Source organism: Streptomyces sp. NPDC096079 (assembly GCF_040303145.1).
Lineage (GTDB): Bacteria > Actinomycetota > Actinomycetes > Streptomycetales > Streptomycetaceae > Streptomyces.
In genome coordinates this window covers 198,026-209,993 of record NZ_JBEOST010000010.1, presented here as the reverse complement: position 1 = coordinate 209,993, position 11,968 = coordinate 198,026, and the positions used below count along the sequence as shown (strand labels likewise).

Annotated in this window: 14 protein-coding genes; 8 read left to right on the top strand and 6 right to left on the bottom strand. The window is 73.1% G+C overall.

Translation table 11 applies throughout. From position 1 onward, the window contains the following. Positions 1 to 51: 51 nt before the first annotated feature. Entirely contained in the window at positions 52 to 921 is an 870-nt protein-coding gene (locus ABTY59_RS21820) for an esterase/lipase family protein (protein ID WP_352020661.1), read from the top strand. Here the strand turns inward: ABTY59_RS21820 and ABTY59_RS21815 are convergent. Both ABTY59_RS21815 and ABTY59_RS21810 read right to left on the bottom strand, forming a co-directional pair. After that, positions 918 to 1,904: a lytic polysaccharide monooxygenase auxiliary activity family 9 protein gene (locus tag ABTY59_RS21815; RefSeq protein WP_352020660.1), complete on the bottom strand. Its 987-nt coding sequence runs from the start codon at positions 1,902 to 1,904 to the stop codon at positions 918 to 920. The genes ABTY59_RS21820 and ABTY59_RS21815 overlap by 4 nt on opposite strands. A gap of 122 nt (positions 1,905 to 2,026) precedes the next feature. Then, positions 2,027 to 2,695 (bottom strand): response regulator, encoded by a 669-nt coding sequence (locus ABTY59_RS21810; RefSeq protein ID WP_352020659.1) that lies wholly within the window; start codon positions 2,693 to 2,695, stop codon positions 2,027 to 2,029. Between the two features lie 135 nt (positions 2,696 to 2,830). On the opposite strand from ABTY59_RS21810, the gene ABTY59_RS21805 reads away from it, so the two are divergent. The 4 genes from ABTY59_RS21805 (at position 2,831) to ABTY59_RS21790 (ending at position 6,342) form a co-directional block, all read left to right on the top strand. Beyond that, complete coding sequence (locus ABTY59_RS21805; RefSeq protein WP_352020658.1) at positions 2,831 to 3,814, top strand: Bug family tripartite tricarboxylate transporter substrate binding protein; 984 nt, start codon at positions 2,831 to 2,833, stop codon at positions 3,812 to 3,814. Then, the gene (locus ABTY59_RS21800; protein WP_352020657.1) at positions 3,811 to 4,314 is read left to right on the top strand and encodes a tripartite tricarboxylate transporter TctB family protein; all 504 of its coding nucleotides are present in this window, start codon (positions 3,811 to 3,813) and stop codon (positions 4,312 to 4,314) included. The genes ABTY59_RS21805 and ABTY59_RS21800 overlap by 4 nt, the downstream gene beginning before the upstream one ends. A gap of 3 nt (positions 4,315 to 4,317) precedes the next feature. Beyond that, complete coding sequence (locus tag ABTY59_RS21795) at positions 4,318 to 5,808, top strand: tripartite tricarboxylate transporter permease (protein WP_352020656.1); 1,491 nt, start codon at positions 4,318 to 4,320, stop codon at positions 5,806 to 5,808. 123 nt (positions 5,809 to 5,931) lie between these two features. Further along, entirely contained in the window at positions 5,932 to 6,342 is a 411-nt protein-coding gene (locus tag ABTY59_RS21790) for a DUF6299 family protein (protein WP_352020655.1), read from the top strand. An 82-nt stretch (positions 6,343 to 6,424) separates the two neighbouring features. On the opposite strand, the gene ABTY59_RS21785 is transcribed toward ABTY59_RS21790, so the two are convergent. Together ABTY59_RS21785 and ABTY59_RS21780 are read right to left on the bottom strand one after the other, a co-directional pair. Next, positions 6,425 to 6,904: a ribonuclease FAU-1 family protein gene (locus ABTY59_RS21785; RefSeq protein ID WP_352020654.1), complete on the bottom strand. Its 480-nt coding sequence runs from the start codon at positions 6,902 to 6,904 to the stop codon at positions 6,425 to 6,427. Further along, positions 6,885 to 7,808, bottom strand: a complete 924-nt coding sequence (locus ABTY59_RS21780; RefSeq protein WP_352020653.1) for a GNAT family N-acetyltransferase — start codon at positions 7,806 to 7,808, stop codon at positions 6,885 to 6,887. Before ABTY59_RS21780 ends, ABTY59_RS21785 begins: the two co-directional genes overlap by 20 nt. Positions 7,809 to 7,882: 74 nt before the next feature. Here ABTY59_RS21780 and ABTY59_RS21775 point away from each other — a divergent pair, with 74 nt between their 5' ends. Then, a complete protein-coding gene (locus tag ABTY59_RS21775; RefSeq protein ID WP_352020652.1) occupies positions 7,883 to 8,257 on the top strand; it encodes a GntR family transcriptional regulator in 375 nt (124 codons plus the stop codon). 6 nt (positions 8,258 to 8,263) lie between these two features. Here the strand turns inward: ABTY59_RS21775 and ABTY59_RS21770 are convergent, their stop codons facing one another. Continuing rightward, the gene (locus ABTY59_RS21770; RefSeq protein ID WP_403538835.1) at positions 8,264 to 9,385 is read right to left on the bottom strand and encodes a DUF5925 domain-containing protein; all 1,122 of its coding nucleotides are present in this window, start codon (positions 9,383 to 9,385) and stop codon (positions 8,264 to 8,266) included. 212 nt (positions 9,386 to 9,597) lie between these two features. On the opposite strand from ABTY59_RS21770, the gene ABTY59_RS21765 reads away from it, so the two are divergent. Further along, positions 9,598 to 10,404, top strand: a complete 807-nt coding sequence (locus ABTY59_RS21765; protein ID WP_352020650.1) for an SGNH/GDSL hydrolase family protein — start codon at positions 9,598 to 9,600, stop codon at positions 10,402 to 10,404. Here ABTY59_RS21765 and ABTY59_RS21760 read toward each other — a convergent pair. Further along, complete coding sequence (locus ABTY59_RS21760; RefSeq protein WP_352020649.1) at positions 10,388 to 11,356, bottom strand: protein kinase domain-containing protein; 969 nt, start codon at positions 11,354 to 11,356, stop codon at positions 10,388 to 10,390. The genes ABTY59_RS21765 and ABTY59_RS21760 overlap by 17 nt on opposite strands. Before the next feature lie 321 nt (positions 11,357 to 11,677). Here ABTY59_RS21760 and ABTY59_RS21755 point away from each other — a divergent pair, with 321 nt between their 5' ends. Next, entirely contained in the window at positions 11,678 to 11,950 is a 273-nt protein-coding gene (locus ABTY59_RS21755) for a hypothetical protein (protein WP_352020648.1), read from the top strand. The last annotated feature ends 18 nt before the right edge of the window (positions 11,951 to 11,968 follow it).

The window sequence follows — 11,968 nt, the reverse complement described above, 5'->3', positions numbered from 1 at the left end:
CGCAGGGCACAGCACCCCCACCTTCCCCTTGAGCCGCAAGGAGATCGCCCGATGCTGTCCGCGAAGTACTGGAAGCGCACGGTCAGAGCGCTGTCCGTCCTGCTCCTGACCGCCGCCGCCACCCTCGCCCCCACCGCCGCCGCCCAGGCCGCCGCCGCCCCCAGCCGCGGCTGGAACGACTTCTCCTGCAAGCCGTCCGCCGCGCACCCGCGCCCCGTCGTCCTCGTCCACGGCACCTTCGGGAACTCCGTCGACAACTGGCTGGCCCTCGCCCCCTACCTGGTCAACCGGGGCTACTGCGTCTTCTCCCTCGACTACGGCCAGCTGCCGGGCGTCCCCTTCTTCAACGGGCTCGGCCCCATCGCCGCGTCCGCCGGGCAGCTCGACACCTACGTCGACCGGGTCCTCGCCGCCACCGGAGCCCCCGAGGCCGACCTCGTCGGACACTCGCAGGGCGGCATGATGCCCCGCTGGTACCTCAAGTTCCTCGGCGGGGCCGAGAAGGTGAACACACTCGTCGGCATCGCCCCCGACAACCACGGCACCACCCTCCTCGGCCTCACCAAGCTCCTGCCGTACTTCCCCGGCGCCGAGGACCTCATCAGCTCCACTACCCCGGGCCTCGCCGACCAGATCGCCGGCTCGGCCTTCATCACGCAGCTCAACGAGGGCGGCGACACCGTGCCGGGGGTCCGCTACCACGTCATCGCGAGCCAGTACGACGAGGTCGTCACCCCGTACCGCTCCCAGTTCCTGAACGGCCCGAACGTCACCAACGTCCTCATCCAGGACAAGTGCGCGCTCGACCTCTCCGAGCACGTGGCGATCGGCACGGTGGACCGGGTCACCTTCCACGAGGTGGCCAACGCCCTCGACCCGGCCCACGCGACCCCGACGACCTGCCTCTCGGTGGTCGGCTAGCCGCGGGTCCGGCGCCGCCGGGCCGTCGAGAACAGCAGCGCCGCACCCAGCGCGAGCCCGGCGGCGCCGCCCACCGCGACGAACGGGGTGGCGGCGTCGCCACCCGTCTCCGCCAGCTCCACACCCGTGGCGGGGGCGGGCGCGCCGGACACCGGAGCGGGCGCGGAGGCGCCGGCCGTCGTCCCGTGCCCACCGTGCCCGCCGTGCTGGACCGTGGACTTGTCCGCACCGGCCTGGATCTGCTCGTCGGTGGGCGCGGAGGGGGTCGGGGCCGGCGCGGTCGAGGCGGGCGGGGCCGAGGCCGGCGCGGTCGTCGCGGGGGCCTTCGTCGCCGGGGGCGTACCGCCGCCGGTGTCCTTCCCGAACACCACGTCGGAGCAGGTGTAGAAGGCCTCGGGGGAGTCGGAGCGCTGCCAGATCGAGTAGATGAGGTGGCGGCCGGACTTCTTCGGCACGGTCCCCCGGAACACGTAGTCGCCGCTCTGCATCCCCGGGTCGGTCACCGTGACGAACGGCTTCGCCTCCAGGTCCGACCACCTCAACGGCTTCGACGGGTCGTACCCGTCCTTCGTGACGTACAGCTCGAACGAGCCCTTGTGCGGGGCGGTCCCCTTGTACCGGAAGGTGTGCGCACCGGCCGCCATCGGGCTCGCCGGCCAGTCGGCCCGCGCGAGGTCGAGCCCCCGGTACTTGTCGTTGCCCGCGCTGCACAGCTTGCCGTCCGGGATCAACTGCCGGTGCTGCCCGGCCGCGTTGGCGATGTTCACCGCGTTCCAGTCGTAGAACGCCTGCGTCCCGCTCGCCGCCACGGCCGCCTTGCACGCCGCCGACTTCGGCGCCTCGGGCCCCTCCGCGTAACAGGCCGCGACCCGGCTCACCGGATCGGTCATCGACCCGTGCGCGAACGCCCCGGGCGCCCCGGCGATACCGGACAGGACCAGAGCGGCGGTGACGACGGCCGTGGCCGTACGACGAGAGGTCATGGGGGGACAGCTCCTTCACGAGGGCGGTGTGGGGGGTTGTGAGGAAACTAGCCCCGGAAGAAGCACTGATGGCGGCCCTTAGGGCGGCGTTAAGGCGCAGGAAAGAGGCCCCTGAGGAACACCTACCCGAGCCGGCGGTAGCGGCGTTCCGGGCGGCCCGTGCCGCCGTAGCGGAGGGTGACTTCCGCGCGGCCCGTCTCCGCGAAGTACTCCAGGTAGCGGCGGGCGCTCACGCGGGAGAGGGAGCCCGCCTCCGCGCACTCCGTGGCCGACACGCCCTCCGGGTGGGCCCGGAGCACCGAGTCGACCAGGTCCGCCGTGTGCGCGGCGAGGCCCTTCGGGAGCTCGCGGGAGCCGCGGGGCCGGGCGCCGAAGATCTGGTCGACGTCCTCCTGGCGGGCCTCGTCGAGCTCGTCGAGGCGGCTGCGGAGGGAGGCGACGTGCCGCAGCTGCTCGTGCAGGGCGGCCTGGGTGAACGGCTTGATCAGATAGTGCAGGGCGCCCGCGCGCAGCGCCGAGCGGATCGTGCCGACGTCCCGGGCGGCGGTGATGAACAGCGCGTCCATGCCCAGGCCCGCCGCGCGCAGCTCCCGCAGCACCCGGACCCCGTCCATGTCGGGCAGGAACACGTCGAGCAGCACCAGGTCGGGGCGGAGCCGGTCGGCGGCGCGGAGCGCCTCGGCGCCGCTGTGCGCGACCCCGGACACGGTGAAGCCCGGCACCGCCGACACATAGCGGCAGTGCAGCCTGGCGACCATGAAGTCGTCGTCAACGACCAGCACCTTCGTCACGCCGACCCACGCTAGGTCCCGACCACAACGACCACAACGTCCGTTGATTGCGGAAGAGAGACAGCTTGTTCACGCGCGGGCAACATGTGGGCCACCTCACACCCCCTTCCCCTGCTATCAGAGAGGCGGCTGCACGTGCGGTTGCGCACCCCCTTCGCCCTCCTCGGGGCGGCCCTCCTGGTGCTCGTGGGCCCACCGCTGCTCAGCCCGGGCACCGGCTCCGACACCGGAACCGCCATACCCGGCCTGCGCTTCATGGTCCCCAACACCCCCGGCGGCGGCTACGACATCACCGCCCGCACCGCGGCGAAGAACGCCGAGGAAGCCGGTCTCACCGGCGACATCGAGGTCTTCAACCTGCCCGGCGCGGGCGGCACCGTCGGCCTCACCCGGCTCGTCGGCGAGCGCGGCGACGGCCGCCTCGCCATGTCCATGGGCCTCGGTGTCGTCGGCGCCGTCCACACCAACAAGACCCCCAGGACCCTCGCCGACACCACCCCGATCGCCCGGCTCACCGAGGAGCAGGACATCGTCGTGGTCGGCAAGGACTCCCCGTACAGGACGATCCAGGACCTGCTCGCCGCCTGGAGGAAGGACCCCGGCAAGCTGCCCGTCGGCGGCGGCTCCTCACCCGGCGGCCCCGACCACCTCGCCCCGATGCTGATGGCGCAGGCCGCCGGGATCCCGCCGAAGGACGTCAACTACGTGCCCTTCGACGGCGGCGGCGAACTCCTCGCCTCCCTCCTCGGCGACAAGGTCGGCTTCGGCGTCTCCGGCGTCGGCGAGTACCTCGACCAGATCAAGGCCGGGGAGCTGCGCCTCCTCGCCGTCACCGGCGCCCAGCGGGTCCCCGGCCTCGACGCCCCCACGCTCCGCGAGGCCGGGCTCGACACCGAGTTCACCAACTGGCGCGGCATCGTCGCCCCGCCCGGTCTCTCCGACGCCGAGCGCGACAGGCTCGTCGCCCTCGTGACCGAGCTGCGGGACTCCCCGCAGTGGCGCGAGTCGCTGCGGGCCCACGGCTGGAACGACGCCTTCCTGCCCGGCGCGGAGTTCGGCACCTTCCTCACCGAGCAGGACCGGCGGGTCGGCTCCGTCCTCAAGGAGCTCGGACTGTGACCACCGTGAAGAACGTGTTGCGCGGGAGGTCCGAACTCGGCGTCGGCGTCCTCCTGTTCCTCCTCGGCGTCCTCGTCCTCACCGACGCCCTCACCCTCGACGCCGACGTCGTCGGCCGCGGCCCGGTCGGCCCCGCGACCGTGCCCCTCGTCGTCGGCTGCGGCCTCCTCGTCGTCGCCGTCCTCCTCACCGTCGACGTACTGCGCGGCGGCCGCGGCGAGGCCGAGGGCGGCGAGGACGTCGACCTCTCCGAACCCGCGGACTGGCGCACCGTCCTGCTCCTGACCGGCGTGTTCCTCGCCTTCGCCGTCCTCATCGGCCCCCTCGGCTTCCCCGTCGCCGGCGCCCTCCTCTTCTGGGGCGCGGCCCACGCCCTCGGCAGCCGCCACCTCACCCGCGACCCGCTGATCGCGGCCGCCCTCTCGCTCCTCACCTACGCCGTCTTCGACAGGCTGCTCGGCGTCCCCCTGCCCGGCGGCCCGCTGATGGGAGTGATCTGACCCGTGGATTCCCTGAACTCCCTCATCGACGGCTTCGGCACCGCCCTCACCCCGATGAACCTGCTGTGGGCCGCGATCGGCGTGCTCCTCGGCACCGCCATCGGCGTCCTGCCGGGCATCGGCCCGGCCATGGCCGTCGCCCTGCTCCTCCCGGTGACCTACGGACTCGAACCGACCGGTGCGTTCATCATGTTCGCGGGCATCTACTACGGCGCCATGTTCGGCGGCTCCACCACCTCGATCCTCCTCAACACCCCCGGGGAGAGCGCGGCCGTCGTCGCCGCCATCGAGGGCAACCCCATGGCCAAGGCCGGGCGCGGCGCACAGGCCCTCGCGGCCGCCGCCATCGGCCACTTCGCCGGCGGCATGATCGGCACGATCCTGCTCGTCGTCCTCGCCCCGACCGTCGCCGCGCTCGCCGTCGACATCGGCGCCCCCGACTACCTGGCCCTCATGGTCCTCGCCTTCATCGCGGTGACCTCGGTGCTCGGTTCCTCGCGCGTCCGCGGCCTCGCCTCGCTGCTCATCGGCCTCACGATCGGTCTGGTGGGCCTCGACCAGATGACCGGGCAGCAGCGCCTCACGTTCGGCTCCCTCCAGCTCGCCGACGGCGTCGACGTCGTCATCGTCGCCGTCGGCCTGTTCGCGATCGGCGAGGCCCTCTGGGTCGCCGCGCACCTGCGCCGCACGGCCGGCGAGGCCATCCCGGTCGGCCGCCCCTGGCTCGGTCAGGACGACGTACGGCGCACCTGGAAGTCCTGGCTGCGCGGCCCCCTCATCGGCTTCCCCTTCGGCGCGATCCCGGCCGGCGGCGCGGAGATCCCGACCTTCCTCTCGTACGTGACGGAGAAGCGGCTCTCGAAGCACAGGGACCAGTTCGGCAAGGGCGCCATCGAGGGCGTCGCGGGACCCGAGTCCGCCGCCTCGGCCTCCGCCGCCGGCACGCTCGTCTCCATGCTGACCCTGGGCCTCCCCACCACCGCCGTCGCGGCCGTGATGCTGGCCGCGTTCCAGCAGTACGGCATCCAGCCCGGCCCGCTGCTCTTCGAGCGGGAACCCGAGCTGGTGTGGGGCCTGATCGCCTCGCTGTTCGTCGGCATGGTGCTGCTGCTCGCGCTCAACCTGCCGCTCGCGCCCGTCTGGGCCAAGCTGCTGCGCATCCCGCGCCCGTACCTGTACGCCGGCATCCTGTTCTTCGCCGCCGTCGGCGCGTACGCGGTGGGCGGCGAGGCGCTCGACCTGGTCGTGCTGCTCGTGATCGGCCTGATCGGCCTCGGCATGCGGCGCTACGGCCTGCCGGTGCTGCCGGCCGTCATCGGGGTCATCCTCGGCCCGGCCGCCGAACAGCAGCTGCGCCGCGCCCTCCAGATCAGCGACGGCTCCCTGACCGGCCTGGTGGACACCCCGTTCGCGGTCACCGTCTACTCGGTCGTCCTCGTGCTGCTCGCCTGGCCGCTGGTGAGGAAGGTGACCGCCCGGCGTGCCCCGCACTGATACGACGGTATGCGCGGTGGTGTCCAACTCGCCCCCGATGGGGTGAGATTCGGACAGGAGGCGACCGGATCCGGTATCCCTGGCGGGCAGCACCTTCCCCCCACCCCCGAAGGGACCCCCACCATGCGCGTCCGACTCGTCCTCGCCGCAGCAGTCCTGCTGACCGCCGCCGTCGCCCCTCTCGCCCACGCGCGAGGGGCCGACGGCCTCACCGTCGACGAGTACGGCACCCTCGCCGCCGACGCCACGGTCACCGTCTCCGGCACGTACCGCTGCCTCGACGACAGCGAAGGCCCCGTCTTCGTCAGCTCCACCCTCAAGCAGAGCAGCCGCTCCATCGGGATCGGCGGCACCCGCGCGGTCTGCGACGGGCACGTCCACACCTGGGCCAACAGCGCCGTCGTGAAGGACCCCGTCTACAAGCCGGGCGCCGCCCGCGTGGAAGCCACCCTCCTCCAGCTCGCGGCCGGCGAGTCGGGCCTGCCGCTGCCCGGCTTCCTCGCCGCCGAGCAGGCGGACGTCGAACTGCGCTAGGGGGTGTCTTGTCGATCAGGCCGGATCGGCAAGAAGTCCCTCAGGCGAGCAGCTCGACCAGGCCGGATCGGCAAGACATCCCTCAGGCGAGCAGCTCGATCAGGCCCTGCCGGCCCAGCGCCTCCAGCTCGTCGAGGGCCACCACGGCACGTTCCGCCGCCTCCGGATCGGAGGCGGCGAGCCCGCTCGCCGCGAACTCGTCCTCGTCGAGCCGCAGCACCTCGCTGCCGTCCGCCGACACCCACAGGTCCAGGTCGAGGTCCTCGACCAGCACCCCGGAGCCGTCGATCACGGCCGGCCTGGTGATGTCGCAGTACCAGCCCTTCAGGGCGCCCTCGGCCGACCACACCTCCTTGACCGTGAACCAGCGGTCGCTCCAGTAGTGCTCCACGAACACGTCACCCGGCTCGAACCGCACGAAGCCGAAGTCCCGCACCCCCTCGGCCGCCCACGGGGCGCGCACGGACAGCCGGGCACCCTCCTCCGCCAGCACCTCGGCCGGGTAACGGATCTTCGTCCGACCCGCCTTCGTCAGGGTGATCTCAACCGATCGTCCGGACATGCCGCACCTCCGTCGCGCCGATCTCGTAACCGAACCACTCGTTGATCGCCAGCATCGGGCCGTTGCCCGCGTCGTTGCTCGTGAAGGCCTCCACGCAGCCCGCGGCCCGCGCCCGGTGCAGCGAGGCGTTCTTGGCGAGCTTCGCGAGCCCCCGCCCCCGGAACGCGGGCGCGGTGCCGGTCATCCCCGAGGAGTACCGGCCCAGGCCGTCCGACTGCGCCGCGCTGAACGCCGCCGGCACCCCGTCGACCAGGACGACCGTCGTCAGCGCCCGGTCGAGCAGCGGATGGCCCCAGGTGGTCTCCAGCCAGTGGGCGTAGTCGTCCAGCTCCGCGCCCACGTCGCCCGGCTCGTCCGCCGTCGTCACCGCGTCCAGCTCGAACAGCGGCCGGGGATCGGCCGCGAAGTGCTCGGCCGTACGCAGCTCGACGCCGGCCGGCGGCTCCTCCAGCGGCGGCAGCGCGGCCGTCGTCAGGTCGAGCCGCAGGAAGTGCGCGCTGCGGCTGGGAGCGTACCCCCGCCGCTCGGCCCACGCCCGGCTCGCCGGCTCGTCCAGGACCCAGCTGTACAGCGTCCGCGCGCCCCGCTCGGCGAGGTGCTCCTCGGCGGCGCGCAGCAGCAGCGTCCCCGCGCCCAGGCCCAGGCGCTCGGGGTCCACGTACACGTTGACGGAACCGATCCCGGGCTCCGGGGCGTCGTGGGCGATCCTCAGCTGGACGGTCCCGATGACCTCGTCGTCCCCGGTCACGGCGACGAGGGGGCGGGCGTGGCTGTCGGGGTGGGCGTGTGCCCAGTCGAAGGCGAGTTGCTCGGCGGTCGCGAGCATGTAGGGCACCGCGGCCCGGCGGACCCGGGCGAAGCCCTCGGTGTCCCGGGGCCGTGCGTCACGGACGATCACAGTCATGTGGTGGCACGCTACGGGCGAGGGACGCACCGCCGCCTCCCCTTTTCGTGGGGGGTGGGGGCAGAATCGGCGGGGTGACACTCACCATCGCCGTGGACCACGGATCCACCACCGCTCCCTACGAACAACTGCGGGCCCAGATCTCGGAGCGGGCCCGGTCGGGCAGACTGCCGGTCGGATACAAGCTGCCGACGGTTCGGGGGCTCGCGGAGCAGCTCGGCCTCGCAGCGAACACGGTCGCCAAGGCGTACAAGGCACTGGAGGCGGACGGCGTCATCGAGACGCGCGGACGCCACGGCACCTTCGTCGCCGCCGCCGGTGACGCGGCGACCCGCAGGGCCGCCTCGGCCGCCGCCCAGTACGCCGAGGAGGCCCGCCGGTTGGGCCTCAGCCGCGAGGCCGCGGAGGCGGCCCTGAACGAGGCCCTCCGGGCGGCGTACGACGACTGAGGGCCGCTACAGGTAGAGCCCCGCCCCCGCGGTGCGGGGCTCGGGGAGGTCCGCCGGGGGCGTGCCGCGGCGCAGCGCGAACAGTTCCGCCAGCGTCGCGCCCTCGCGCGGCACGTCCTCCTCGCGGCCGAGCCACTCCACCGACTCGGCCCGGCTCAGCGGTCCGACCTCGATCCGGGCCAGGCAGCGGCCGGGCCGCACCACCGCGGGGTGCAGCCGCTCCAGGTCCTCGTTGGTGGTGACCCCGACCAGGACGTTGCGCCCCTGGCCGAGCAGTCCGTCCGTCAGGTTGAGCAGCCGCGAGAGGGCCTGCCCCGCCGTGTGCTTCGCCCCGCCCCGGATCAGCTCGTCGCAGTCCTCCAGGAGCAGCAGCCGCCACCGCTCCTTCGACGTCCCGTCGTCCTCGCCGATGGCGATGTCCATCAGGTACCCGATGTCGTTGAAGAGCCGCTCCGGGTCGAGCACGCAGTCCACCTGGCACCAGTCCTGCCACGACCGCGCCAGGGTCCGCAGCGCCGAGGTCTTGCCGGTGCCCGGCGGGCCGTGCAGCAGCAGGAGCCGTCCGGTGACGTCCTCCGGGGTGATCTTCATCAGCCGGTCCATCGAGTCGGCCACCGGCGCCGCGTAGTTGGGCCGCACCTCCTCCCAGGTCCCGGCGCTGATCCGGCGGGTCATCCGGCGCGGGCCGCGCTGCGGAGCCACGTACCAGAAGCCCATGGTCACGTCCTCGGGCTCCGGCTCGGGCTCGTCCTTCGCCCCCTCCGTGGCCTCGTCGAGGATCCGCTTCGCGAGCTCGGGGTCGGTGGCCGTGACGGTCACGTCCGCACGCCGGTTCCAGCGCGAGGAGAGGATCGTCCAGCCCTCGCCCTCGGCGAGCACCGAGCTGCGGTCGTCGTCCTTCGAGGCCCGCAGCACCCTCGCGCCCTCGGGGAGCAGCGTGGCGTCGGGTCTGGCCCGGTCGAGGGTGGTGCTGTGCGCGTGCGGCTGCTCCCCGGTCGCGAAGCGGTCGAGGAACAGCGCGTCCAGGACGTCCCCGGGCGAGTCGCTGTCGTCGAGGTTGACGATGACGGGCAGCGACGCGGCCGGCGGCTGCCGAAGTGCGGACGGTACGGCGGGGGTGTCAGACATGGCGCCCATGATCCGACACGGCACGGGGCCGCGCACCGGGTTTTGCGAGCCGGCCGTGAGCGGATGACCCGCCGCGTGAAGTGGCTGGATCTCGATGGTCCCTGACGGAGGATCGGGAGCTGTTCACCCCCAGTTTTGACATGAACACTTCCGGTCCGGTGGATCCGATGCTACTACCTGGTAACGCAGAGATCCTGCTACAGGGAGGTTCCATGAGACTGTCCCGTTTTGCCGCCCTTTCGTCCTCGCTCCTGCTCGGTGCCGTCCTCGCCCTCACCGGGGCGGGCGCGGCCCAGGCGGCCGAGAGCGCCGCACTCGACTACGTGGCCCTGGGGGACTCGTACTCCTCCGGTGTCGGCTCCGGGAGTTACGACAGCGCCAGCGGCGACTGCAAGCGCTCCACGAAGGCCTTCCCGGTCCTCTGGAAGAACGCGAACGCCCCCTCCTCCTTCGCGTTCACCGCCTGCTCGGGCGCCCGAACGGGTGATGTGACCGCGAATCAGCTCGGACCCCTCTCGGCCGCCACTGACCTGGTGTCCATCACGATCGGGGGAAATGACGCCGGTTTCGCCGACGTCATGACGACCTGTGTGCTCCAGTCCGAAGCCACCTGCATCAGCCGTGTGAATCAGGCCAAGGCCTATGTGGACAGCACGCTCCCCGGCAAGCTCGACTCCGTCTACAACGCCATCAGCGGCAAGGCGCCCTCGGCCCACGTCGTCGTCCTCGGCTACCCGCGCTTCTACCAGCTCGGCGGCAGCTGCGTCGCCGGCCTGAGCGAGAACGAGCGCAGCGCGATCAACGGCGCCTCCGACTACCTCAACGCCGCCGTCGCCAAGCGCGCGGCCGACCACGGCTTCACCTTCGCCAGTGTCGTCCCGGCCTTCACCGGACACGAGATCTGTTCGGGCTCCGCCTGGCTGCACAGCGTCAACTGGCTGAACATCGGCGAGTCGTACCACCCGACCGCCGCCGGACAGTCCGGCGGCTACCTGCCCTCCTTCAGGAGCGCGGCGTAGCCGTCCCGCCCCCGGCGCCCGAGGCGCCGGGCCGCGCCGGAGCGGTGCTCGCGCCACCGCCCGGCCCCGGCCCGGTGTCCGGTCCCTCGTCCCGCACCGCCTGATACGTCAGCACGCCCGCGATCAACAGCGCCCCGGCGATCCCGGCCGCAAGGACCGGCCCCCGTCGGGGCGCCGTCCGTCGCGGCGCCTTCCGCGGCGCCGGCGCCGGCGGCGTCCCGGCCCACGCCGCGCTACCGGTGTCCTCGCCCCGCCCCGTCCGGGCCGGGGTGGCGGAGGGCCCCGAAGGCGGCGTGGACCTCGGGGCGGCGCCCCCCGCCACCCGGCGCAGCTCGCGCTCCACCTGATCGGCCGTCATGGCGGGCTCCTCGCCCGTCAGCGCGTCGACCACGGCGCCCAGCGGGCCGGAGCGGTCGTCCGCCGCCGCGTCGAGGAGCACGCCGAGCGCACGCAGATCCGACTCCGGGCCGGTGTCCCCGGGGGCGCCGCCGAAGCCGGTCACGACGACCCGCCCGTCGTTCGCGAGGAGCACCTGTCCCGGCCGCACGCCCCGGTGCGGCGCGCCCGCCTCCCGGGCGGCCCGCAGCCCGGCCAGGACCTCGGCGCCCATCCGCGCGGCCTCGCGCGCGGGCAGCGGGCCGCCCGCGTCCAGGGTCTCGGCGAGGGAGAGGCCGCGGACCAGCTCGGTCACCACCCAGGGCCGGCCGTCCTCGGTGGCCACCCCGAGGACCCGTACGACGGAGGGGTGGGAGATCCGGGCGGCGGCCCGCGCCTCGCGCTCCCGGCGCGCGTACAGCAGGAGCGCCTCGTCGGCCGGAAGGCCGGCCGGGGCGCGGAGCTCCTTGACCGCCACCTCGTGCCGGTCGGTCTCGTCCAGGGCGCGCCAGACGGTGCCCGTCGCACCCTCCGCGAGGACGTCGAGAAGCCGGTAACGACCCGCGATCACCGTCATGGATCCACGGTAGCCGAGGGGAGCCCTCCCGGCCCCGCTCCTGCGAGGGCCGCCCGCCGCCGGCCCCGGACGATCTTGGTGGTGGAGATCACACCGGTCCTCGTGGCCATGGGCGGCGGTCCGGAGTGCAGGATGGTTCGTGACGGTTCGGCAGGTGTTCGAGCGCTGTCCAACTCGCCCTGGAATCAGATGGATTCGGACAGTCACCGTCAACCCCCGTACGAGTGCGGTGAATCCCGCCGCCGGGATACACGGGTGTCACGATGGGGCGATAGGGTTAACCTGCCCGGGCCGGGTGCCCTTGTACGGGTGGGGAGTGACATGGAACAGATAGCAATGCGCAGCAGGCCGCGAGTGCCTGCCATCACCTGCGGGAGCAGCGCGACCAGTTCGCGACTCGACCGCCATCTCGCGGTGCTCGGCGGTCCCGCCGTGCCCCAGCGCGAGGTGGCCGAGGCGACGCTGCTCATGAGGGAACTGACGGCGCGTACGCACGAGGCACCGGTGCACAGTCACCGCAGCCGCAGCGCGCGGGTCTCGCTCTTCGCCCCGCTCCGTCGCCTGCGCCGCTCGCTCTTCGGCACGCGCCACTAGCCGTACGGCCCGGCCAGC